Origin of the sequence: Fulvimarina fulva (genome assembly GCF_039652615.1) — a bacterium.
GTDB lineage: Bacteria > Pseudomonadota > Alphaproteobacteria > Rhizobiales > Rhizobiaceae > Fulvimarina.
The window spans coordinates 92,282-117,813 of record NZ_JBDJAC010000006.1; the positions used below are offsets into that span (position 1 = coordinate 92,282).

The 25,532-nt window shown below is 62.7% G+C and carries 14 protein-coding genes; 3 read left to right on the forward strand and 11 right to left on the reverse strand.

Annotated features, from left to right (window positions below; translation table 11 throughout):
• Positions 1–2 precede the first annotated feature (2 nt).
• Positions 3–926, forward strand: coding sequence for a hypothetical protein (locus ABDX79_RS10220; RefSeq protein WP_346220188.1), 924 nt, complete (start codon positions 3–5; stop codon positions 924–926).
• Between the two features lie 67 nt (positions 927–993).
• Entirely contained in the window at positions 994–1,905 is a 912-nt protein-coding gene (locus tag ABDX79_RS10225; protein ID WP_346220189.1) for a methyltransferase domain-containing protein, read from the forward strand.
• Between the two features lie 86 nt (positions 1,906–1,991).
• Here the strand turns inward: ABDX79_RS10225 and ABDX79_RS10230 are convergent, their stop codons facing one another.
• Complete coding sequence (locus ABDX79_RS10230; RefSeq protein WP_346220190.1) at positions 1,992–3,371, reverse strand: DUF2793 domain-containing protein; 1,380 nt, start codon at positions 3,369–3,371, stop codon at positions 1,992–1,994.
• A gap of 163 nt (positions 3,372–3,534) precedes the next feature.
• Here ABDX79_RS10230 and ABDX79_RS10235 point away from each other — a divergent pair, with 163 nt between their 5' ends.
• Entirely contained in the window at positions 3,535–4,683 is a 1,149-nt protein-coding gene (locus tag ABDX79_RS10235) for an NAD(P)/FAD-dependent oxidoreductase (protein ID WP_346220191.1), read from the forward strand.
• 213 nt (positions 4,684–4,896) lie between these two features.
• Here the strand turns inward: ABDX79_RS10235 and ABDX79_RS10240 are convergent, their stop codons facing one another.
• The 10 genes from ABDX79_RS10240 to ABDX79_RS10285 form a co-directional block, all read right to left on the reverse strand.
• Complete coding sequence (locus ABDX79_RS10240) at positions 4,897–6,525, reverse strand: alpha-D-glucose phosphate-specific phosphoglucomutase (protein WP_346220192.1); 1,629 nt, start codon at positions 6,523–6,525, stop codon at positions 4,897–4,899.
• The gene (glgA, locus tag ABDX79_RS10245; RefSeq protein WP_346220193.1) at positions 6,522–7,973 is read right to left on the reverse strand and encodes a glycogen synthase GlgA; all 1,452 of its coding nucleotides are present in this window, start codon (positions 7,971–7,973) and stop codon (positions 6,522–6,524) included. Before glgA ends, ABDX79_RS10240 begins: the two co-directional genes overlap by 4 nt.
• 102 nt (positions 7,974–8,075) lie before the next feature.
• Complete coding sequence (gene glgC, locus ABDX79_RS10250; protein ID WP_346220194.1) at positions 8,076–9,350, reverse strand: glucose-1-phosphate adenylyltransferase; 1,275 nt, start codon at positions 9,348–9,350, stop codon at positions 8,076–8,078.
• A gap of 399 nt (positions 9,351–9,749) precedes the next feature.
• The gene (locus ABDX79_RS10255; protein ID WP_346220195.1) at positions 9,750–12,224 is read right to left on the reverse strand and encodes a glycogen/starch/alpha-glucan phosphorylase; all 2,475 of its coding nucleotides are present in this window, start codon (positions 12,222–12,224) and stop codon (positions 9,750–9,752) included.
• 8 nt (positions 12,225–12,232) lie between these two features.
• On the reverse strand, positions 12,233–13,855 hold the full coding sequence (pgi, locus tag ABDX79_RS10260) for a glucose-6-phosphate isomerase (RefSeq protein ID WP_346220196.1): 1,623 nt from the start codon (positions 13,853–13,855) through the stop codon (positions 12,233–12,235).
• A 258-nt stretch (positions 13,856–14,113) separates the two neighbouring features.
• On the reverse strand, positions 14,114–15,478 hold the full coding sequence (locus tag ABDX79_RS10265) for an NAD-dependent succinate-semialdehyde dehydrogenase (RefSeq protein WP_346220197.1): 1,365 nt from the start codon (positions 15,476–15,478) through the stop codon (positions 14,114–14,116).
• Between the two features lie 100 nt (positions 15,479–15,578).
• Positions 15,579–15,794: a hypothetical protein gene (locus ABDX79_RS10270; RefSeq protein WP_346220198.1), complete on the reverse strand. Its 216-nt coding sequence runs from the start codon at positions 15,792–15,794 to the stop codon at positions 15,579–15,581.
• 118 nt (positions 15,795–15,912) lie between these two features.
• Entirely contained in the window at positions 15,913–16,494 is a 582-nt protein-coding gene (locus ABDX79_RS10275) for a dioxygenase family protein (RefSeq protein WP_346220199.1), read from the reverse strand.
• 152 nt (positions 16,495–16,646) lie between these two features.
• On the reverse strand, positions 16,647–23,207 hold the full coding sequence (locus tag ABDX79_RS10280; RefSeq protein WP_346220200.1) for a translocation/assembly module TamB domain-containing protein: 6,561 nt from the start codon (positions 23,205–23,207) through the stop codon (positions 16,647–16,649).
• 3 nt (positions 23,208–23,210) lie between these two features.
• On the reverse strand, positions 23,211–25,160 hold the full coding sequence (locus ABDX79_RS10285; protein ID WP_346220201.1) for an autotransporter assembly complex protein TamA: 1,950 nt from the start codon (positions 25,158–25,160) through the stop codon (positions 23,211–23,213).
• Positions 25,161–25,532 lie beyond the last annotated feature (372 nt).

Sequence of the window (25,532 nt, forward strand, 5' to 3'; positions counted from 1 at the left end):
GGATGAGCGAGACTATGCTGGAAGAAAGGCTCACAATTGATGATCTCGCAAGAAGAATGGAGCGCGCGAGCAACCGTTCCAAGCCCTTGGTTACAGTATACCAGAATGTGTACGCAGATTCCGTTATAAAGGCGCTTGATCCGGCTTTCGTGCCGGTTGATGGGAGGAGCAATGCCAATACTGAGTTTCGTGAAAATGGGCTCTTTATCCGTATGTTTATATCCGGTCTTTATCAGAGTGCGGAGTACACTGGCATTGTCTCACCTAAATTCAACGAAAAGGCGATGATCAGCGGAGAAGCATTCCTCGAATTCGTTGAGTCGAATCCGGGATATGACGTCTACTTTGTGAACCCATTTCCACACAACATATATTACACATTTAATGTTTGGGATCACGCTGAAATTTGCCATCCAGGCATAACGGCGCTTGCTGATATTCTTTTTGACGAAGCGGGATATGATTTTCGCTCTGTATGCGACAAAAGAAACGACGCAAAGACGGCTTTATATTCGAACTTTTGGGTCGGAAATGAGCCCTTCTGGGAAGGGTATATGGTATTTATTATGAATATCATTGATGCGCTTGAACGATTACCATCCGGTACGCGCCGTCTCTTTTTTGAGAGAGATCCGGACTACCCAGATCCGGTGCCCATTCTTCCGTTTATACTCGAACGTTGCCCATCGACCTTCTTCTCCATGTTTCCAGAAGTCAGAACTAAGGCATATAACTTCACTCGGGAGGAAATTTTCCAGCATCTTCCTCGCAATGAAGAGGCGCTTATTGTTCCTGCGTTCGCAGACTGGGTAGATAATGTTGATGCTGTTGGCCTCTATGAACCAAATACCCGTGAGGTGTTTCGCGCCATTGCGCATTTAAGGAAGATGGTCGCTGAGAGTGGCTCTACTTGGCGCGGAGGGTAGCGGGCTCTGCTCAAAAGCCGCAGTTGCTGGGTGATGTTCTAAATAAACCGAGACAAGGATGATTGTGTTGGCGCCTTCGAAGCTTGACGTATTAAATCTCCCAGATGAGTTCGATCTCGAATTCTATAGGCGTTACCATGAAGACCTTCGTGATTTTACGGACAACGAGCTGTTTATGCATCACTCGTTATTCGGACAGAAGGAGGGTCGGGCTACATCGGCAGGAAGTGTTCGAAGCTCCTTCATTGGGCTCATCCCCAAAGACACCGCCGTCTTGGAAATAGGACCGTTCTGCAATCCGGCAGTCACAGGATCGAGGGTGAAATATTTCGATGTTCTCAATTCAAAAGAATTAAAAAGAAAGGCGCAGGGTCATAAGCTCGATCTAACCCGGTGTCCGGAGAAAATTCACTATGTATCGCCGACTGGCGACCTTTCTGTCGTCGGGGATAAATTCGATGTAGTGTTCAGTAGTCATTGTATAGAACATCAGCCAAACCTCGTTAAGCATATCCGCGATGTTGATCGGATCTTGGCCGATAGCGCATATTATTTTCTGATAATACCGGACAAAAGGTATTGTTTTGACTATTTCATCGAGGAAAGTTCGATCGCCGATATCATCGATGCGCATATCCGGGGGCGCGTCCTACACGAGCCGAGGAGTGTCATTGAACATCAACTTTTGAGGACCCACAACGATTCTTTACGTCACTGGAAAGGCGATCATGGTATCCGCCGTATAGACGAGGATGCTGGTTTGCTTTTGAGCGCAACCGCGGAAGCCGAGCGGTGCGCAGATGTGTATATCGATACGCATGCTTGGCAGTTTACGCCGGAGTCATTCCGGCGCAATTTCGAATTGCTCTTCGCAACAGGGCTATCACCGCTTAAGCCGCATCGCGTTTATCAGACGCCGTACGGAAGCAACGAATTCTGTGCTGTTCTCGGAAGACCCCGTCCTCGAATGGAAGTGTAGCGGTCGCTTAACCCCTTGCGGTGATCTCTTTGCCTGCACCTGCGTGATCCACACTGCGAATTTCCTACGTAGCTTCGCGGATCAGCTCACTCGAGGCGTTCCAGAGCTGTAATGCGTGCCTCCAATTCCGCGATCGTCTCGCGCATCTCCGCAATCAGCGCGTGGTGGATCACGGTGAAGCGGGCATAGTCGACGCCTCTGGGCTCCGGCACCGCGCCGGGGCGCAGGCGGCGTTCGGTGCGGCTGCCCGTCTCGTCCTCGATCTCCACCACCTCGTAGGCCTCGTCTGGATAGGTGAAGGTGGCGAGGCGCGGGTCCACCGCCGCCACATCCTCGGCGAGGAAGCCGTACCAGCTGAAGGCGGGATCGTCGGCCGGTGCCGTCGAGCGATACCAGACCGGCCGGACAGCGAGCAGCGCCTCGGCATAGGCCATGTCGAGAGGCTCGATCTCGCGCTTGTAGCGCGCGCTCGAGGTCGAGCGAAGGAGCTGGCCCTCGCCATCGGCAAACACATTCGTGCCCGAGGCGGTCGTCGGCATGGCGGTGAGCCGCGCTGTACCGGCAAGGTCCAGCGTGCCGCTCGGATGAAGCCGCGCCTTTACCCGAAAGGTCCGCCCCTCGAAGGGGATGTCGCCGCCCTCCAGATTGGCCGTATCATCGCCGTCGCCCATGAAGCTCAGATAATAGCCGCCGAGCTTGGTCGACCATTTCGCCCCGTCGATATCGCCGAACCAGGAGACGCCGCCGATCTGGCCACGGGCAATCAGCGCGCCGGCATCGATCGTCCCGTTCACGTCAAGGGGATGGGTCGGCGTCCTGCCGATGCCCACATGGCCGCTTGTCCTGTCAACGACGACCGCGTCTAGAAAGCTTGTGCCGTCGGGCGAGACCTTGATGCGAAAATCGTCGTCGCCGTAGAGACCGACAAGCGCTCGAGCCGACCAGCCGGTCTGGAAGGAAAAGCCCGCATCCTTGGCGGCATCGCTTTTGTTGAAGGCACCACGAATATCGCCGCTGCCCGATCCCGAGACATCGTCATGGGAAAACGCGATGCTGTTCGCCTTCACGGCGAGGCGGTTGTTCCCATCGGCATCCGTGTTGACGCCGAGGCGGTCGATACGCGTTTCGGCAAGCGGCCGCCAAGCTGCGCCGTCGTGGAGGACCGCGATATCCTCGTCCTCCACATAGGCGATCCATCCCGCACGCGGCAAAAGCGCCATCCAGGCGCCGGCGGAAAAGAGGAGAACCTGTCCGTCGAGCCCGGCCCAGGCGCCGGACGCCCCCTCCGCGGCGAGATGGCGCTCGCCCTCTGAAGGATTGTCCGGCGGAAGCGTGTTTCTCCGGCTCCTCGCCGAAAGCTGCACCAGCGCATCGAGCTTGGTCAGCGCCATGTTATGGGTCACGTGCTTCTGGGCCTGGCTTGCCATGATGTAGGGCAGGCCGATCGAAGGGGTGCCGTCGGTCATTATCGTCCTCGCATGTGAATTCTCTCACGCGCCAGTGTCGATCAACGCCGGTGCACCGGGGATAAGTTCGGCCTCGATTTAAAGGCGGGGCTTGGGGCGGACGGCATATCCTACCGCCGGGGCGATGGTGTAGAGGAACTCTCGTCAGTCGAAGGAGTGGGTGATGGACCGTGTCGATTGCGTGGTCGTCGGAGCAGGTGTGGTCGGTCTTGCCATAGCAAGGGCGCTCGCCAGGAGAGGGCGCGAGGTGGTGGTGATCGAGGCGGAGGCGGCGATCGGCACGGGGACGAGCTCGCGCAATTCCGAGGTCATCCATGCCGGCATCTATTATCCGGCCGGGTCCCTGAAAGCGCGGTTCTGCGTGTCGGGCCGCGAGCGGCTCTATGCCTATTGCGCGGAACGGGGCGTGCCGCACCGCCGGCTCGGCAAGCTGATCGTGGCAAGCGACGAGGCGCAGCTTTCCGCGCTGGAAACCATTCGCAGCCGCGCCGAGGCGAACGGCGTTACCGAACTCGCCTTCGTCAGCCAGGCCGAGGCACAGACCATGGAACCGGCGCTCGCCTGCCGGGGCGCGCTCCTGTCTCCTTCCACCGGCATTATCGACAGCCATGCGCTGATGCTGTCCCTGCGCGGCGAGGCCGAGGATCACGGTGCGATGATCGCCTTCCGTAGCCCGGTGCGCGCGGCCTTCGCCGAGGACGGGCAGATCGTCCTCGATGTCGGCGGGGCCGAGCCGATGCGGATCGCCTGCGGCGCGCTTGTCAACGCAGCCGGGCTCGGTGCCTGGGCGGTTGCCGGGGCAGTCGAGGGCGCGCGGCCCGGCTCCCTGCCGAAATGCCGTTTCGCCAAGGGAAACTATTATGCGCTGTCCGGTCTGCGCGCGCCGTTTTCACGTCTGATCTATCCAGTCCCGGAGGATGGCGGTCTCGGCGTCCACCTGACGCTCGATCTGATGGGCGATGCCCGGTTCGGCCCGGATGTTGAATGGCTTCCGGAGACCCCCATGCGCAAGCCGGAAGCCGGACCCGCAGCGTTCGACTATCGGGTCGATCCCCGACGCTCGGACGGTTTTTACGCCAGTATCCGGCGCTATTGGCCGGCGCTGCCGGACGAAAGCCTCGTTCCGGCCTATAGCGGCATCCGCCCCAAGCTCAGCGGTCCCGGCGAGCCGGCGGCCGACTTTCTCATCCAGGACGAAGCCGAACACGGCGTCCCCGGCCTCATCAACCTCTTCGGGATCGAATCCCCGGGGCTGACGTCCTCGCTGGCGCTCGCAGACGATGTGGTGGAGCGGGTCGAGCGCGCCGGCTGATGGCTGATAGCCGGCGGTCCCTTAAACCGTTGGCTTTATGGGGCCGTTGGTCTCATACCGCCGGCCTGAACCATAGGAGACCGTCCAGCTCTCCCGGACCTCGTTCACCAACTGGCGACGGCGAGCAGGCTTCAGAGTTTCGGCAACGCGCTCGGACCGGTGGCGCTGCGTTGCCTCAATTTGAAAGCACGTCCTGCAACACCTCGGCGGCGTTTATGTCACCACATCCGGCTCGGTGCGGCCCGTGCGCTTCCTGATCTCGCCGACCGAGTCCGCGATCGAGATCAACTCGGCCAGCGCGTCGGCCGGGTCCTCGCCGTGCTTGGCCGGATTGCTCTCATAGCGCTCGATATAGACGCGAAGGGTCGCGCCCGCCGTGCCCGTGCCGGAGAGGCGGAAGACGATGCGCGCGCCGCCGGAAAAGACGATGCGCACGCCCTGACCCGTCGCCACCGACCCATCGACGGGGTCCTTGTAGGAGAAATCGTCAGCTTCCGAGACGACGAACGAGCCGAAGCGCTGGCCCGCCATGGAGGCAAGGCGATCCCGCAGGCTCTCCATCAGCCCCTCGGCCTTGTCCTTGTCGATCTCCTCGAAGTCGTGGCGCTGGTAGAAGGTGCGGCCGAATTCCGACCAATGGCTTTCGACGATCGCCTTCACGCTTTCGCGGCGCTCGGCAAGGATGTTGAGCCAGAGGAGAACCGCCCAGACCCCGTCCTTCTCGCGCACATGGTCCGAGCCGGTGCCGGCCGATTCCTCGCCGCAGATGGTCACCTTGCCGGCATCGAGCAGATTGCCGAAATATTTCCAGCCCGTGGGCGTCTCGTAGGCGCCGATGCCGAGCTTCTTGGCGACACGGTCCACCGCCTGGCTGGTCGGCATCGAGCGGGCAACGCCCGCGATACCGCCCTTGTAGGCCGGCGCGAGATGGGCATTGGCCGCGAGCACCGAGAGGGAATCGGAGGGTGTCACGACGATGCCCCGGCCGATGATGAGGTTGCGATCGCCGTCGCCGTCGGAGGCCGCGCCGAAATCCGGCCCGTCGTCGTTCATCAGCTCTTCGATGAGATCTGCCGCATAGACCGCATTCGGGTCCGGATGGCCCCCTCCGAAATCTTCCTTCGGCTCGCCGTTGATGACGGTGCCCTTTTCGGCACCGAGGCGATTTTCGAGGATCTCGGTCGCATAGGGGCCGGTCACGGCGTGCATCGCATCGAAGCGGATCTTGAAGCCCGAGGCGATCAGGTCGCGGATCTTGCCGAAGTCAAAGAGCTCTTCCATCAGATCGGCATAGTCGGCGACGGGATCTACGATCTCGACCACCATGTCGCCGAGGGAATGCTCGCCGATCGCATCGAATTCCGGGGCTGGCGCGGAATAGATGCGGTAATGCGAGAGGGATCTGGTCTTCTCGAAGATCGCGGAGGTGATGCGTTCGGGCGCCGGTCCGCCATTGTCGATATTGTACTTGATGCCGAAATCGCCCTTCGGCCCGCCGGGATTGTGGCTGGCCGACAGGATGATGCCGCCGGCCGCGCCGCGCTTGCGGATGAGGTTCGAGGCTGCCGGTGTCGACAGGATCCCGCCCTTGCCGACGATCACCCGGCCATAACCATTGGCGGCCGCCATGCGGATCGCGATCGCGACCACGTCACGGTTGAAGAACCGTCCGTCCCCGCCGATGACGAGGGTTTCGAGATCGCCCTTGCCGACGGTGTCGAAGATCGCCTGCAGGAAGTTCTGGACGTAGTTCTCCTGCTTGAAATGCGGGACCTTCTTCCTGAGGCCCGAGGTGCCCGGCTTCTGGTCGTCATACGGCTTGGTGGCGATCCGCTCGATCATCGGGCATCATCCTTCATCACATCCAGGTAGAGATCGGAATAGAGCCTGGCACTCGTCGTCCACGATACGTCGTTCGCCATCGCCGCCTCCTGCATCTTGCGCCATTCGTCGGGGTTTCGGTAGATCTCGATCAACCGGTCGACCGCCGTCAGAATGGAAGCCGGCGCCGCTTCATCGAAAATGATGCCGGTGGCACAGCCGGCCTGACGTGCGGCATAATTGGCGTCGATCACCGTGTCGGCGAGACCGCCGACGCGCGAAACCATCGGAATGCAGCCATATCTGAGGCCATAGAGCTGGGTCAGGCCGCAGGGCTCGAAGCGCGAGGGTATGAGGATCGCGTCCGCGCCGGCCTGGATACGGTGTGACAGTCCCTCATCGTAACGGATACGCGCGCCGATTTTCCCGCGATGGCGCACCGAAAGCTTCTGGAGGGCGCCTTCGATCTGGGCATCGCCTGTGCCAATGACGACGAGACGCGCGCCTTTCTCGATGATCGCCTCGGCGGTGTCGGCGACGATGTCGAGCCCCTTTTGCCAGGTAAGGCGGCTGACGATGGCGATGATAGGATCGTCGGAGGGCTCGAGCCCCATCTCCGCGATCAGCGCATCGCGATTGGCCGAACGTCCTTCTAGCGCGCTCGGACCGTAATTGCGGGCGAGCCGTTCGTCGTGCTCGGGGTTCCATGCCTCGGTATCGATGCCGTTGACGATGCCGGAAACGGCGTCTCCGCGCTCGCGCAGAAGGCCGCCGAGGCCCATTCCGCCCTCTTCGGTGACGATTTCCCGCGCATAGGTCGGGCTCACGGTCGTCACCCGGTCGGCAGCGAAGATGCCGCCTTTCATGAAGCTCACATTGCCGTAGAATTCGACGCCGTCGATCGAAAACGCCTCCGGGGGAAGGCCGAGCTTGTCGAAGATCGAGGCCGGGAAATTGCCCTGGAAGGCGAGGTTGTGGATCGTCAGCACGGTCCTGACCGACCGGTTCTTCGAAAACGCCAGATAAACCGGGGCAAGGGCGGCCTGCCAGTCGTGGGCGTGCAGGATATCCGGCTTGTAGCCTTCGATCGCGCCTTCGGCGATCTTCGCGGCGGCAAGGGAGAAGGCCGCGAAGCGATGCCAGTTGTCCTCGTGATCATAGCCGAAGGCGGTGAGATAGGGTCCCCCTTCGCGATCGTAGAGGGGCGGGGCGAAGAGCACCAGAAGATCGAGGCCGTCGATCCTGACCGCCCGGACTTCCGCTTCGATGCCGAGAAGATCGTCGAATTTGGCGACGGTTTCGCCTTCGCCCACCTGCTTGAGGACGGACGGATAGCCCGGCAGGAGGGTCTTCATCGAGACATCGGCGGCTTTTAGCGCGGCGGGGAGAGCCCCCGCCACATCCGCGAGACCGCCGGTCTTGACGATCGGATAGACCTCGGAGGCTACCGACAGGACTTCTAGGCTCATTGCCACTGACTTTCCGGTTCGTCCGGCCCGCTTGCGGCAGGACCATGTCGCCGGCTCGTCCGAACGATGAACCGGCGCGCGACATTTTCAATCAAACGGCTCTTATTCAAGTCCAAGTTTTTCGATCATCGGCCTGGTCACGAGGCAGATGCCGTTGTCCGTGCGCCGGAAGTGCTTGGCGTCGAACTCCGGATCCTCGCCGATGACGAGACCGTCCGGAATCTCGACCCCTCTGTCGATGATCGCGTTCCTGATGCGCGCATGACGGCCGATCCGGCATTTCGGCAGAACGACCGCGTGGTCGAGCTGCGAATAGGAGCGCTGGCGCACGCCCGTGAAGAGCAGCGACCGATTGAGCGAACCGCCGGAGATGATGCAGTCGCCCGAGACCAGAGACGAGGTCGCGATGCCGCGACGGCCATCGATATCGTGGACGAACTTTGCCGGCGGCACGATCTCCGCATAGGTCCAGATCGGCCAGTCGCGATCATAGATGTCGAGGGGCGGGACCACGTCGGTCAGATCGATATTGGCCTGCCAATAAGCGTCGATCGTACCGACATCGCGCCAATAGGCTTCGTGGGTCGGCTCGTTGTCCGAGCGCACGACGGAGCGGTTGTAGCGATGGGCGTAGGCGCCGCCCTTTGCGACGATCTTCGGTACGATGTCCTTGCCGAAATCGCGCGAGGAATTCGGATCGTTCGCATCCTCGCGCAGGGCGTCCATCAGGAACTTCGTTTCGAAGACGTAGATGCCCATGGAGGCGAGCGCGGTGTCCGGCCGGCCGGGCATGGCCGGCGGGTCCTTCGGCTTTTCCACGAAATCGGTAATCTTGAAGCTGTCGTCGACATGCATCACGCCGAAGCCGCTGGCTTCCTCGCGCGGGACTTCCAGGCAGCCCACCGTCACGTCCGCGCCAGAGTCCACATGGCTCTGGAGCATGATCTCGTAATCCATCTTGTAGATGTGATCGCCAGCCAGAATCACCATGTATTTCGGCGCATGGTCCTCAATGATCTCGATGTTCTGATAGACCGCGTCAGCGGTGCCGGCATACCACTGGGTCTCGGAGACGCGCTGGGAGGCGGGCAGGATGTCGAAGCTCTCGTTGCGGCCGGGCCTGAGAAAGTTCCAGCCGTTCTGAAGGTGACGGATCAGGCTGTGCGCCTTGTACTGGGTCGCGACGCCGATACGGCGAATACCGGAATTGATGGCGTTCGACAGGGCAAAGTCGATGATCCGGGTCTTGCCGCCGAAATAGACGGCAGGCTTTGCGCGGGTATCGGTGAGTTCCTTGAGCCTCGAGCCTCGCCCGCCGGCCAGCACATAGGCCATCGTGTCACGCGAGAGCGGAGCGGCTCGCCTCTGATCCGTCATTGACTGTTTCCTCCCTGTTTTGCCGGACGGCACCGGAATGAAACCTCGCGTTCTGCTTGGTCTTCCCGGCTCGCGATGCGCTGCCTTTGCGTGCCGTCCGCCTTTATTTGGAAGGAATGGTAGCGCGAATTTGCGCGCAAGCGATAGGACGCCGAGAGAGCCTAAAGCGGAAATCCGCCTGCCTGGGCTTGAGAATAGCGGATTGAAACGCTTTCGTGATGAATGACGCGCTCATAGCGATCGCCAAAAATCGGCGCGGTCTCAAGGCGGTCTCAAGGCCGCTCGATATCACCGGACGAGAATTGACCTGAAGAATCAATTCTCGTCCGGCGAATCGCTCGCATGCCGTTCGGGCTGCCAGCGGTCCAAGGAAACCGCTGGTTACAAGGTTACGATGGTTCAGACGGCTCCGGGGCCTGCCTGCCAGATGTCCCTGGCATATTCGCGGATCGAGCGGTCAGAGGAGAACCAGCTCATGCGCGCCGTGTTGTGGACGGCCTTCGCCTGCCATTCCTTCGGCTTGCGATAAAGATCGTCGAGCTGGCGTTGCATGTCCCAATAGGCCTGGAAGTCCGCGCAGATCATCCACCAGTCATTGTTGTAGAGATTCGAGACGAGGCCGTGATAGCGCGCGGGCTCTTCAGGGCTGAAGAGACCGGACGAGATCGCGTGCAGCGACTCGCGCAGGATCGGCGTCTCCTCGATGATCGAGCGGCCCGAATGGGCCTGAGCCCGGCGCGCGGCGACTTCCGGCGCGGTCAGGCCGAAGATGAAGATGTTGTCGTCGCCGATATGATCCTTCATCTCCACGTTCGCGCCATCGAGCGTGCCGATCGTCAGCGCGCCGTTGAGGGCGAACTTCATATTGCCGGTGCCGGAGGCTTCGAGACCGGCCGTCGAAATCTGCTCGGAGAGGTCCGCCGCCGGCATGATGATCTCTGCGAGTGAGACGTTGTAGTTCGGAATGAAGACGACCTTCAGAAGATCGCGCACCACCGGATCTGAATTGATCAGCCGGGCGACGTCGTTGGCGAGCCGGATGATCTCTTTGGCCTGGGCGTAAGAGGGCGCGGCCTTGCCGGCGAAGATCTTCACCCGCGGCGTCCAGTTGCGTTCCGGGTGAGACCGGATCTGGTCGTAGAGCGCGACGGCCTCGATGATGTTGAGGAGTTGGCGCTTGTATTCGTGGATGCGCTTGACCTGAATGTCGAAAATCGCGTCCGGGTCCACCTGAAGCGCCATGCGCTCGGAGATGAGATGGGCAAGCTGCGCCTTCTTCTGGCGCTTCACGGCACCGAACTTTTCCACGAAGGCAGCATCGCCGGCCAGCTTGTCGATGTCGCGGATCTTGTCGATGTCGTCGAGAAAGCCTGGGCCGATCGCCTCGGTGACGAGTTCGGTGAGTTCCGGATTGCACTCCATCAGCCAGCGCCGGGGCGCAACGCCGTTGGTCTTGTTCTGGATGCGGTCGGGATAGAGCTTGTGGAGCGTCTGGAAAACCGTGTCCTTCATCAGGTCGGTGTGGAGCGCGGAGACGCCGTTGACCGCGTGGGAGCCGACGAATGCGAGCTGGCCCATGCGCACGCGGCGCCCGTTGCCCTCGTCGATCAGTGAGATCGCGGAGATGTCCGCGCCCTCGAAGCCCTTTTCCTGGGCGGCATGGCGGATCACCTCGGCATTGATCGTGTAGATGATCTGCATCTGGCGCGGCAGAAGGCGCTCGAAGAGGTGGATCGGCCAGTGTTCCAGCGCTTCCGGCAGCAGCGTGTGGTTGGTGTAGCCACAGGTCGCGCGGGTAATCTCCCAGGCCTTCGCCCAGGGAACGCCGTGGACGTCGACGAGAAGGCGCATCAGTTCGGCGATCGAAACCGCCGGATGGGTGTCGTTCAGCTGGACGGCCACCTTGTCGGCGAGCGTCTCGATGGTGCCGTGACGCTTGAGGTGACGCTTGATGACGTCCTGCAGGGAGGCCGAGGAGAAGAAATATTCCTGGCGAAGCCGCAGTTCCTGACCGGCCTGATGGGAGTCGGCCGGATAAAGGACGCGGGTGATCGCCTCGGCCTTGTTGGATTCCACAAGTGCGCCGATATGGTCGCCCTGGTTGAAGGCGTCGAGCAGGATCGGGTCGACCGCCTGCGCGCTCCACAGGCGCAGCGTGTTGATCTGCTCACCCTTCCAGCCGACCATGGGGGTGTCGAACGCGACGGCGAGGACGCGTTCGCCGGGCCGCCAGACCTGACGCGGCGGCTTGCCCGTCTCGTGGATCGTGTTGACCGTACCCCCGAAGCCGATCTCGTAGGAGGCGTCGCGCCGCTCGAACTCCCAAGGATTGCCATGGACCAGCCAGGTTTCGGGAAGTTCGACCTGGGCACCCTCCGAAATCTCCTGCCGGAAGAACCCATGCACATAGCGAATGCCGTAGCCGTAGCCGGGCACGCCGGTGGAGGCCATCGATTCCATGAAGCAGGCCGCGAGTCGGCCAAGACCGCCATTCCCGAGAGCTGCGTCCGGCTCGAGAAGCTCGACCATGTCGAGCTCGACACCGTATTTGGCGAGTGCATCGGTGATCGGCTGGGTCAGCTGGAGATTGTTGATCGCATCGCGCAGGAGCCGGCCGATGAGAAATTCCATCGAGAGGTAGCAGACTTCCTTGCCGCCGGTTTCCTCGATGCGGTTGCCGGACGCGAACCACCGATCGATGATCCGGTCGCGAACGACGAGCGTCGTCGCGCGCAGCCAGTCGTATTTGCGCGCCTGATCTGGATGCTTGCCGATGGAATAGGTCATCTTCTCGATGATCTGCCGGGCAAGCTCGTCGGTGTCGTTGGAGCGTGGCTGGTGGACCGGGGTTTCGATGTCTCGTGTCGCTGACATGGGGGTCTTTACGTCCTTCTCATGGTCTGGATCGCCGCGACGAGGCCGCGCGTCGAGCCATCGCGGCTTCCGGCGTCCTGTTCACCCGTCACGACCGGAACGAGGTTCTTGGCAAGCTCCTTGCCGAGTTCGACGCCCCATTGGTCGAATGCGTTGATGCCGAAGAGCTGGGCTTCGACGAAAACGCGATGTTCGTAGAGCGCGATCAGCCGCCCGAGTGTGCGGGGATCGAGCTGTGTGTAAAGCAGGGTAATCGAGGGCCGCTCTCCCGGAAACACCCGGTGCGGCGCAATCCGCTGGGCCTCGTCGGGCGAGACGCCGCCGTCGAGAAGCTGGCGACGTGCCTCGTCCAGCGAACGGCCGATCATCAGGGCTTCCGACTGGGCGATGCAATTGGCAAGGAGCAGGTCCTGATGAACCGTCATCGCCTCGCTCTCGTGTGCCTTCGCCGCGACGAGGAATTCGACGGGGATCACATCCGTGCCCTGATGGATGAGCTGGAAGAAGGCGTGCTGGCCATTGGTGCCGGGCTCGCCCCAGACCACGGGCCCCGAGATCGCGACGGGCTCGCCATCCATGCCCACCCGCTTGCCGTTCGATTCCATGTCGAGCTGCTGGAGATAGGCCGGAAAGCGCGACAGGCGCTGATCGTAGGGGATGATCGCGCGGGTCGGGCAGTCCATCGCCACCCGGTGCCACCACCCGGCAAGGCCGAGTAGGACGGGCAGGTTTTCGCCGAGGGGGGCGGTGCGGAAGTGTTCGTCCATCTCGTGGGCGCCGGCGAGGAATTCGCGGAATTTCTCGGGGCCGATGGCGATCATCAGCGGCAGGCCGATGGCCGACCAGATCGAGTAGCGACCGCCGACCCAATCCCAGAAGCCGAAGGTGCGATCGTCCGCAATGCCGAACGCCTCGACCTTGTCGAGGGCCGTCGAAACCGCCGCGAAATGGGATTCGACCCCATCCTCGCCGAGTTTCGCCACGATCCAGTCGCGCGCCGTCTGGGCGTTGGTCATCGTTTCGATCGTCGTGAAGGTCTTCGAGGCGATGATGAAGAGGGTCGTTTCGGGATCGAGGCCCGCGATGGTGTCGGCGATATGGGCGCCGTCGACATTCGAGACGTAATGAAGGTTCGGTCCGTCGTGATAGGGAGCGAGGGCCAAAGTCGCCATCGCGGGGCCGAGATCGGAGCCGCCGATGCCGATATTGACCACGTCGGTGATCGCCTTGCCGGTCGCACCGTGGGCCTCGCCGCTGCGCACGGCATCGGCAAAGAGCGTCATCTCCCAGCGGACCGCCTGAACAGCGCCGCCCACCGGCTCGCCGTCCGCCACAAAGCCATCTTCAGGCTTTGCGCGAAGGGCCGTATGGAGGACGCTTCGGCCTTCCGTTTCGTTGATCCTTGCGCCGGCGAACATGGCGTCGCGCTTGGCTTCGACCTGTTTCTCGCGCGCGAGGTCGATCAGCGCTGCGAGCGCGTCGGCGTCGAGCGCGGTCTTCGAGATGTCGAGAAGAAGATCGTCCTGGCGAAAGGACATCGTCTCGAACCGATCGGGATCGGCCTTGAACAGGCTCTTGATACCGGCCTTTTCGGCGCGGGCTGCGGCGGTCGCGATGGCGTCGGGATACAAGGTTCACTCCCCCGTCTGGCTGCGCGTTGTTCTTTTCAGACCTACCACGCGCGATGATCCGTTCCTACCCGATCCTGACGCGGTTCGCGACCAGAGAGAATTGCGAAACCGGTCGATGCGGGCTTACCTAGAACGGCACCATGTCTGGCGTAGAGGTCAATATCGGCGAGGGATGCCTCATTTGTGGGCAATCCGGCAGGTTTTCCGGTCCTCTCGCGCCTTGCGTTCGAAGGCGCGAGAGAGATTGTGCCGTTGGAATCAGTCCCGCGTCACGGCCTTAACGTTCATGAAGGCCCGGATGCCCTCATGGGACAGTTCACGGCCATAGCCGGACCGTTTCACGCCGCCGAAGGGAAGGGCGGGGTGGGATGCCGTCATGCGATTGATGTGGGTGCCGCCGGAATCGAGATCGCGGATGAACCGGTCCTGTTCGCCCTTGTCCTGAGTGAACACGGAGCCGCCGAGTCCGAAATCCGAATCATTGGCCAGATCGATCGCGGCATCGACCGATCCCACCTTGAACATGATAGCGCAGGGCCCGAACAGCTCCTGGCGATAAGCCGGCGCATTCTCCGGCACATCGGCGATGATCGACGGCTGATAGAAATATCCGGGTCCCTCCGGTGCCTTGCCGCCGGCAATGAGCTTCGCACCCGCCGCAACCGACTGGTCGACCTGGGACTTCAGGTCCTCGACGCCCTGCTTCTGGGCGAGAGGCCCCATATCCGTGCCCGCATCCATCGGATCGCCGAGCTTCATCGCCTCGACCTTGGCCTTGTAGCCTTCGAGATAGCGATCGTAGACGTCTTCATGGATGATGAAGCGCTTGGCCGCGATACAGCTCTGACCATTGTTCTGCATGCGCGCGGTGACGCCCACATCGATCGCCTTGTCGATATCGGCGGATGGCATGACGATGAACGCGTCGGAGCCGCCGAGTTCGAGAACCGTGGTCTTGATTTCGCTGCCGCAGGTGGCCGCGACGGCCGAGCCCGCGCCTTCCGAACCGGTGAGCGTGGCAGCACGGATGCGGCTGTCCTTCAGGATGCCGTCTACCTTTTTCGACGAGATCAGAAGCGTCTGGAAGAGGCCCTGCGGCCCTCCGGCATCGAGGATCACGCGCTCGATCTCCAGCGCGCAGCGCGAGACGTTGGAAGCATGCTTCAAGAGGCCGACATTTCCGGCCATGATGGCGGGTGCCGCAAAACGCATGCACTGCCAGTAAGGGAAGTTCCACGGCATGACAGCCAGGATCGGACCGATCGGCAGATAGGCGACGAAGTTCTGGGAGGCCGGCCCCCCCGGACGATCCTCGTTGGCGATCATTGCCGGGCCGTGCTCGGCGTAATAACGGCAGCCAAGAGCGCATTTTTCGACCTCGGCGACCGCTTCCTTGTAGCGCTTGCCCATCTCCTCGGTCGCGATTTTGGCGAGCTCTTCCTTGCGGGACTCAAGCTGGTCTGCAATCCGGTTCAGAAGAGATGAGCGATCGTCGATGCTGGAGGATCGCCAGTCACGATAGCAAAGGTCGGCATTGGCGATGGCCCGATCGATGTCGGCATCGGAATGCTCGGCATATTCTTCGATGATCTCGCCGGTTGCGGGATTGATGCTGGTCGGCATGGTACGCCTCGTTCGAACTAGTCATGGTGTTGAAGGACCGGCCGGGCCGATCCAGGTCGATGTACCTGAAAGCGGCCCGATCTCGAACCTCCGTCCAGCTTTAGGAGAACGTGCCTTCCGCTGCCTCGATCTGGGCGCGGGTATCCTTCGCGCCCTCGGCATGGGGATCGTCCTTCAGAACCTGATCGAGCGACTGCTTCCATTCGGTGAGAATGGTCTTTTTCTCGGAAACGGAAAGGTTCGCATCGGCCGCGACTGCCGCCGGGGTGTCATAGCTGCCGTGGTCGGGATGTTCGAAACGGATGGTCTCGCTCATGGGAGCGCTCCTTTTTTTCTCGCCGCGTGACAGAGCCGCGCGGAGCATTGTTGTCTTGTGGCTCAACGCGGCGGAGCGAAAAAGGGTTCGTTTCTGAGATGTTCGCCTAACTTGGGGATCAGAGGATGAAGTCGAAGCTGCCGCGTCCGGCGCCAGGGTCGAAGGCGACGACGAGGTCGCTGCGGAAGATCCCGTCTGTTCGATTTTGCGCAACGCGGGGGAAGTAGAGCTGCGTCGTGAGAATGCGGCCGCCGCGCGGCTGAACACGCGCATGAATATGCCGGGTGCGGCCGGGGTAAAGACCGGGCAGGATCGTCTCCAGCCGCCAGCGCCCGTTCTGATCGGAGAACTGGTGGCCGCGCAGGCGGTAGCCCGAATTGTCATAGGCGCCGTTCCCGTCTGCTTGCCAGAAGTCGAGCTTCGCGCCCGCGATCGGCCGGCAGTTCCGGTCGAGAACCTGTCCGAAAAGAAGGATCGGCTGGCCGCCGCGCGTATCGCGCTGGAAGTTCGTTTTGCGCGGGGAACCCGATGTAAAGAAGGGGCCGGCAATCTGGGCCGTTGTCAGACGATCGGCGCCGCAGGCAGGAGTCTGCGCCAGAAGAATCTGATCCGCCTTTGCCTCCCGGAGAAAGGCCGGAAGGGCGACGGCGGTGACGAGGCCGGTGGTGAAGAAACGGCGGTTGATGTCGTTCGGGGCCATCGTGGATCGTCTCCTCGTTGCAAGCGATCGGTCGGTCTGACGATTCGAATGAGACGAACCGGTAACTTCACGCAATGCTGAAACTACGAGGACAACGCCCGGCCGGATGCCGGCTCCCGAAAGGAAGGCGAAAAGCCGATGTCACATCCCCGTCAGAACTCGCCCTCGTAGAAGACGCCGACTTCCCCTTCTCCTTCCGCATCGACCGAACCGCGTGCCTTGAGGCCTGCGCCGAGATCGAGATTGACCGAGACACGGCCGGTCGAATCGACGCCGAGATAGATGTTGTCGTTGATGTATTTGCCAACGCCCACTGCCGTCTTGCCGTCCGCCGTCGTCGTGATGTCGAGGTCGTCGACTCCAAGCTGCGAACGCAGGTTTTCCAGGAGCCCGGTCGATCCGCCGACGCCCGCCAGCGAAGCTGCGGCTTCCGCGAGCTGGGCGATCTGCAGGGGCGACAGGTCGCTGGTGCCCTGCTGGAAGATCAGCCGTGCCAGCACTTCGTCCTGCGGAAGCGTCGGGTTGGAGGAGAAGGTGAAGCTCGGATCGTCGGCCGGCCCCGTCACCGCGATGAAGACGGTCACGTTGCCGGCGTCGGACCGCGCCAGAAGATCGAGTGTCGGCACCAGATTGCCGGTGAAGGTGAGCCTTCCTTCCTCGAAGTCGAGACGGCGGCCGAGGATGCCGAAGCGGCCACGGATCAGGTCGAAACCGCCTGTGATCTGCGGATCTGCGGAGTTGCCCGTGATCTGGATCGTACCGCCGAGTTCGAGGTCGAGGCCACGACCACGCACGAAGACCTGGTTCGGTGCGCTGAAGGTGATGTTCAGATTGACACCGCCATTGCCGGAAGAGCCGCCTGCCGTTTCCGGATTGAGCTCCCGCTGCTGCTTGTAGACAGCAGGTGCCGCGTTGACGTGGGTCACGTCGATCCGGGCAAGCGAGCTCGGCAGGTTTTCCGGAACGAGGATGTTGATTTCCTGAGCGGTCACATCGCCGGCAATGGTCGGACCGGCCGTGAGCGGGCCGGTGATCGTGATATCGGCCGAAAGGGTGGCGGTGACGATCTCGCCATCGGTATAGCGGCCCTGATCGAGGGAGACCGAGATATCGGCATTGAAGGGCGGGGTGAGGCCCACCGTGCCGCCCACATCGATCGTCCCGCCGCGGCCAAGACTTGCCGAAAAGGCGCTGATCGTCGCCGTCTGTCCGTTGAGATTGATCGTCGTATTGATGTTCTGGACGATGAGATTGGCGGTCGCATCGACGAAGCGGGCGCCCGAGGTGGAGATCGTGCCTGTCACGTTTGGCTGGGTGACCGGCCCGGTCACATTGGCGTCGATGGTGGCCGTTCCGGTGATCGAGCGGCCGCCTTCGGCGAGGGTGCGGTTGGCAAGTTCCAGCGGTGCGGACCCGTTGACCGAGATGTTCAGCGTCGGCGTGCCGCCGGCGAGGTTCACTGATCCGGCCGCCGTGAGATCGATGCCGGAGCCGGTGACGCGCGTATCCGTCGTGACCTGGTTGCCGGTATAGGTGCCGCTCGTATCGATGGCGAGTGCTCCGACACCCACGCTGCGGATCTGGGCCACCGAAACGCCCGTTGCCGAAAGATCGTACCTCACATTCGGGTTCGTCGGCGAACCGGTGGCGACCACCTGACCGTTGAGCGTGCCCTGCGGATCGACACCCGGCGCGGCGGCGCTGGCGATCGACAGGGGCAGATTGGAGATATTCGCCGTCAGATCGAGGTTGCTCGCACTCGCCGAACCGGCGACCGTGACCCGCCCCGAGCCGATGTTGAAGACGGCCTGGCTGAGATCGACCGCCTGGTTGGCATAGCTGCCCGCGATCTCGGCATTGATCGACGGCGCCCCGGCCGAACGGCTCTGGGCGACCGAAACATTGGCGAGGGAAAGGTCGAAATCCGCGTTTGGATTGGACAGGGACCCCGTCGCCTGCGCCGAGCCGGAGATCGTGCCCTGTGCACCAAGTCCGTCGACGAAACCGTTGGCAAGGCCCACCGGGAGCTGATTAAGCCTCACCGCGACGTCGAGCGTCTCGCCCACGGTGCCGGACGCGTTGAGCGATCCCGAGCCGACATTCACGTCAGCCGTTTCGATCCTCACACTGCCGCCGGAATAGGTGCCGGCTGCATCGAAGGACAGCGGGGCCGTGCCGGAGCGCGCGATCTGTGTCGTCGTGATGCCGGAGCCCGCTAGATCGAAGGTCACGTTCGGGTCGGAGACGGGGCCGCTCGCCTGGGCGGTGCCCGAGATCGTGCCGCGTGCGCCGAGGCCATCGACGAAACCGTTGGCAAGGCCGACCGGGAGGGCGTTGAGATTCGCTGAGATGTCGAGCGTTTCGCCCACCGTCCCCGACGCCGTCAGGGAGCCTGAGCCGATGTCGAGCTGTGCATTCGCAAGGGTGAGCGTGCCGCCGGCATAGGTGCCGGATGCATCGAGGGTGAGCGGGGCCACATTGCCGTCGCGCAGCTGGCGCGTGGTGATGCCGGAGCCGGAAAGATCAAAGCGGGCGTTTGGATCGGAAAGGGATCCGGTGGCGGACGCGGTGCCCGAAATAGTGCCTTCGGCACCGAGACCGTCGACGAAGCCATTGGCGAGACCGACCGGCAGCTGACTGATGTCGACATTGATGTCGAGGTTTTCACCCACGGTGCCTGTGGCTGTCAGCGAACCCGCGCCGACCTTGAGATCAGCGGTCTGGAGCGTCAGCGTCTTGTTCCCGAAGGAACCGGCCGCGTCGAGCGTCAGCGGGGCGACGCCGGACTGGGCGATCTGCCGTGTGGTGATCCCACGGCCCTCAAGCTGGAATTCGGCGTGGGGATCTGCGAGCGAGCCGGTCGCAGAAGCGGTGCCGGAGATCGTACCTTCGGCGCCGAGCCCTTCGACGAAGCCGTTGGCGAGGCCGACGGGAAGTTGGTTGATCCGAAGATCGAGATCGAGGGTTTCGCCGACCGTCCCCGAGGCCGTCAGCGAGCCGGTCCCGACGTCGAGCTCGGCCTCGCTCAGGCGAAGGATCTTGTTGGCATAGGACCCCGCGATGTCGAGGGTCAGCGGGTCGATGCCACCCTGCCTGAGGGCCGTGGTCGTGATCTGGCGGCCTTCGAGCGAGAATTCCGCCGTCGGATCGGAGATCGAGCCCGATGCGCTGGCCCGGCCCGAGATCGTACCGGACGCATCGAGATCCTCGACGAAACCGTTGGCAAGGCCCACAGGCAGGCGGTTGATGTCGAGATCCACGTCGAGGTTCTGGCCGATCGCGCCCGACACGTTGAGCGAACCGTCGCCCACATTGACGACCCCCGTCTGGATGCGGGCCGTGCCGTTGCCATAGGCGCCGGCGAGACGCAGGCTGAGCGGCTGGATGCCGGACTGAGAGATTTCGCGCGTGGTGATGCCCGAACCCTCGATGTCGAAGGTGGCGTTCGGATCGCCCAGCGGTCCGCTGGCTTCAGCCGTGCCGGACAGGGTGCCGGTCGCGTTGAGATTGTCGACGAAGGCGTTCGCGATTCCGACCGGGAACTGCTGGAGCTGGGCCTGAACGTCGAGGGTCTCGCCGACCGTGCCGGAAGCGCGCAGGGATGCCTGGCCTGCTTCGACATTCGCCCGATCGATGGTCGCGGTGCCGCTCTCGTAGGAACCCGCCACGTCGAGGGTAAGCGGCTGAATGTTCGCGCGGGCGATCTCGGGCGTGGTGATGCCGGAGCCTGAAAGATCGAAGACCGCGTTCGGATCGTCGCGGGGGCCCGTGACGCGGGCATTGCCGGAGATGTCGCCGCTTGCGTTGAGCCCCGTGACGAAGCCGTTGGCAAGACCGACCGGCAATTCGTCGAGGTTGACGGTGAGATCGTAGGTCTCGCCGACAGAGCCGGAGGCCGTCAGCGATCCTTCGCCGAAGGTCGCCCGCGCCTGCGACAGGGTGAGGACCGAATCTTCGTAGCGCCCGGTCACGCGGACATCGACCGGCGGAACCTCGGTGTCGCGAAGCTGCGTGGTCGTGAGGTCGCTGCCGGAAACGTCGAAGACCGCCGTCGGATTATCGCTTGCGCCGGTGACCTGAGCCGTGCCGGTGACGAGACCCGACGGATCGACGCCCTCGACGAAGGGGCCGGCGACGGAAACGGGAACCGCGCTCATGGCGATGTCGAGGGAAAGCGTGTCGCCGGCATTGCCGGAAACGCTCAAGGAGCCGTCGCCGATCGAAAGGGTGAAGCCGTCGATGCTGGTGACGCCGTCGGCGATGGTCACGCGGGCATTGTCTTCGAGGCGAACCGTCGCCTGGGGAATGTCGGCCACCAGCTGGGTGATCGCAAGCACGGTCTCATCGGGGGCGAAGCGGGCGCGCGCATCGAGTTCGATCGGCACGCCATTCGCCTGCGCATTGGCTTCCAGCGTGTTGAACTCGCCCTCGCGGCCGAGCGTCACGTCGAGATTCGAGACCGCCACGACCCCTGTATCGATGGTGCTCGCGGTGACAGTGCCGGTCGCGAAGGGCGTGCCGAGATAGTCGGAGACCTGAAGATCGACGACGGCGTTCTGAAGCGTGGTGCCCGCGATGGACAGCGTGTTCGCCGTGATATCCGGCCGTGCGATCGGGGTGTTGTCACCGTCGCGATCGAGACCGATCGTGCCCTTGACGTCACCGGAGGCCTGAAGGCCGCCGAGTGCGGCGAGCGGACCGATATCCTGGATCGCCACGTCGATCGTGCCAGTCGGCGTGAAATTGTCTGTGAGGAGGAGATCGCCGGTGACCCGGTTCTCGCCCTGGCGGATGAGAAGATTGGCGATCTGACGGTCGCCATCGGGACGGGTGAGCAGCTCGGCGCGGCCTTCGAGCGGTGCCCCGTCGAGCGTGCCGGTGATTTCGAGATTGCCGCTCGGCTGGTCGGAGGCAAGCGTGCCGCGCGCCTTGACCTGAAGATCGGCGAGGGTCTGGCCGTTGATCGAAAGCTGGTTTCCGTCGACGGTGAGATCGATGTCGGGCGCATCGAGCGGTCCGCTCGCCTGAAGCGCGAACTCGGCGGTGCCTGAAAGCGAGGCATTCACGCTGGAGGCTTCGCTCAACCGGCCGGTGATGTCGGCCGAAACCGTATCGTTCAGGAGCGCCGCGCTGCCGTTCACCGAAAGGCCGGTGGAATCGATGGCAAGGTTCGAGACCCGGAAACCCTCAGCGGTTCTGATGACATTGCCGTCGAGGCCAAGTTCGTCGCCCGCGATCGGAACGAGAGCGGCGGAAATCGCCGAGGTCTTGAATGTTGAATCAACCGTCAGGTTGAACGTCGAGAAAGTGAGGGCGGCGGTACCCGAGACGTTGACCTTCGCCGTTTCCGTGGTCGCCGTCGAGGGATCGAAACGCAGGCCGTTCTCGGTCAGCGCGCCGTTCGCCTCGATCCTGAGCGGGGCGGTGAGGACGCGCTGCTGGATGCCGTCTGGCGCGGCCATCTGTTCGGCGGTCGCGACGATCGTCACAGGTCCCTGAAATCCGGTGAGATTGAAGCCCTGGCTCTTAAGCGTCGCGTTGACGCCCTTGGCTTGATAGTCGGCGTAGCCGCCTGCTGGAAGCGAGGCTGAAACGTCCAGCGTGGCATTGGACAGCGCACCCTTGATCGCGGCGTCGAGTTCGGCGATCGTGAGGTTCACACTGCCGAAATTCAACTCCAGCGCGCCCCGGCCTGCCGACTGGAGGCTGACCTTCAGATCGTTGCCGTCGCCGCTCGGATCGATTGCGCCCTGTGCGTTCAGCTGGATGACGTCCGAGGCGATCTGCGCCTGATCGATGCGGTAGGTGCCGTCGTCGTTGATAACGACCTGCGCGTCGATATTCGCGCCGCCTTCCACGTATCGCGCATAGGCTTCCGGCACGAACCGGGCCGCGGCGACCGAGAGCGACAGGCTCACGCGGCGTCCCGCGTCCACCTGGTTGACGCGTGCCGTCAGGGAGGCGGCTTGTTCACCGCCGACATCGAGCGCGCCATTGGCCATGAAGTCCGACAGCGGGCCGGAACCGTTGACGCTGAGGTTGACCGCCGGACGATCGGGAATATCGAGGAGGCTCGCGACAAGACCGCCCTGGGGTTCGCTCGCCTGGATGTCGACCGTCAGCTGGTTCTCGTCGGGTGCAAATCCGAGATCGAGGACGATCTGGCCCGGCTGGTCGAGCCGTTGAATATCGGCCTTCACCGACAGATTGACGGGATCGTCGGCGAGCGCGAGGGAGGCATTCGCCGAGAGGCGCGCGCGTGTTCCCGCGATCGCCTCGCCGATGACGAACTCCTTGATCGACAGATTGTCGATATTGGCGGTGATCGAGGGGAGGGAAAACCCACCGGAGTCCGCGCTGTCCGCTGCGGCCGGCTGGCCGACCGGAAGCCGTTCCAGTACGATCTGACCGGCTGTCAGGTTCTCGATATTGACGTTGGAGCGCACCAGCGACAGTGGCGACCAGTCCATCGCAAGATCGCTTGCGGTCAGGAAGACGCCCTCAGGATCGGAGACGGTGACGGTCTCGATCCGGATATCGCCCGTGAGCGCGCCTGACAGGCCGTCGATCTTCACGGTCATCGTATCGGAATTGATCAGATTCTCGATCTGGCTGGCGATGAATTCCTGCGCCTCGGCAGGGCGGGGCGCAAGGAGTGCGGCCGCGATCATGAGGCCGGCGACGATCGAGAGAAGGCGGGCGAAAACGGTCATGTCCTAGAAAGCCTGTCCGATGCCTGCGTAGATCTGGAAGTCCGCATCGCGGGGCCCCGGTTCGAGGGGGAAGGCGACATCGACGCGGATCGGACCGAAGGACGTGAGATAGCGGGCGCCGATACCGGTGCCGATCTTCACGTCGCCGAAATCGGGTACGAGGTCTTCCGAGGCGATACCGAAATCGACGAAGGGCACGATCTGGATATTCTCGGTGACGCCGATGCGCGCCTCGGCCGATCCATCGACGAGGGAGAGGCCGCCCTTGGGCGTATCCTCGAAGATCGCGTTCTGCCCCGGCCCGGCAACGGACGGATAATAGGGACTGATCGACTGGTATTCGTAGCCGCGCACCGATCCGCCGCCGCCGGCATAGAAGCGGCGGTCGTTCGGCACGTCCGCCAGGGAGGCGCCGAAGATCGTGCCGTAGCCGAGCCGGGCTGCGAGAATGAGCCGGTCGCTTTCGAGCGGGGAATAGTAGGTCCGGCCGTCGAGACGCGAGTTCAGGAAGAAGTTCGAGGTATTGATCCCGTAGGAAGGTTCGAGCCGCGCCTGGGCGAAGAATCCTTCTGTCGGATTGAGCTCGTTGTTCCGGCTGTCGAAGGTATAGATCGCCGGAACCGAACCGATCAGATATTCCCGCGTGCCGAGGAAATCGGTGATCTCCTCGTATTCGGCCTTTACGCTGACCTGCAGTTTCTGGACGTCGTCGATCTCGTATTCGACGCCGCTGGTCGCGTTGATGAAAAGCCGGTCATAGGCCAGCGGCTGCTCGCGGCCGGCGGCGATCGATCCGATATAGACCGAGTCGGGACCGAGAACGCCCGGCTTCTTGAAGACGAGAGAGGTGTTGAAATCGATGCCCTCGATTTCGCGCGCCGTGCCCGAGACGGCGGTCGCACCGATGCGGGAGATCGAGGCGTCGAGGCGGATGTTCTCGGCCCGGCCGAACAGGTTGCGGTGCCCGACATAGCCGGAGAATCCGGCGCCCTGAGTGTTGGAATAGGTGGCGCCGACGCCGTAGAAGCCGAACTTCTGACGTTCGGCGACGGTCACCTGCACCGGCAGGCTGCCGTCGGGGGCCTGGCTCTTGGCTTCCTTGACGACCACGGACGAGAAGACGCCGAGATCGACGAGGCGCTTGCGGGCCTTTTCCAGCTCCTTCGGTGAAAAGACCTGGTCGGCATAGATGCCGGCCATATAGGCGACGAAGCCGGGATCGACCTTATCGGCGCCCGAGACCCAGGTCTCGCCGAAAGGCACGCGCGGGCCGGGCGAGATGTCGGTCAGATAGTCCAGCCTGTCGGTCGCGGCATCCGCCAGGATATCGCGCCGGGTCACGGCGACGAAGGGCCGGCCGTCCTCGCGCAATTCGCTGTAGATCTTGGATTCGGCATCGAGGACGGCGACCGACGAGGCCGAACCGCCCGGTTCCAGCCCGTATTCGGCTGGATCGACCGGCACGCCGCCCGTGTTCACCGAAACGCGGCCGAGCTCGTATTTCGGCCCCGGCAGAACGCGGATCAGGACGGGCACGGGGCCGGTGAACTTGGTGTCCGGCTCGATTTCGGTAAGGTTCTTCCCGTCGATGAAGATGTAGACGAGACCGTCATAGCGGGCCTGTTCGAAGAGCGCCGCGACCAGCCGCTTGCGATCTGTCCGGGCCTTGGCGATGAGGCCGAGGGAGCCGGCCACCGGCTCGCCCTCGTCGGCGGCCAGCACCGAGGAGTCCTCGATGACGCTCGCAAGCTCCTGATCGCCGTCCGGCGTCTGGGTCACCTCGATGCGGACTGAGTATTGCAGTGGATTGATGACGTCGAACTCGCTGTCGTCCTCGCTCTCGAAGAACTTGTATCCGAAGAGTTCGAACGCCGACGCCTCGTACGGCGCCGCTGCAGCGGCGACCATCGTCGCGACAAGCAAAACACCGACCTGGCGCGGCCAAATCCCCAAAACGCGAATTCCCCCTCAGCGTTCTCATAACGCGTGTCGCCGGCTGTCAGCCGCATCCCCACGGCGATAGTGTGTCATGCAAACGGAGCGATCTTCGTCGCCGCCGTCCCGGCAGACCCCAATACTCGTCTGCAAAAAGAACGATTTGGTTAAAGATAACAACCGGTGTTCAGATCAACTTGCGGCGATTCGACCCGATCGCCTCTGCTTCGCCCGAGACTTGTGCCGAACCTGTCACAGGAACAGCTTGCCGCTTGACAGTCGTTTCGACGGCGGGTCCCCCGGCGGCAAAGCCGAGGCTGTCTGCCGGCGAGGTTGGAATGGTTCCATGCTGCACGAAGGTCCAATACCCAAAGCCCCATTCCGCGCGCA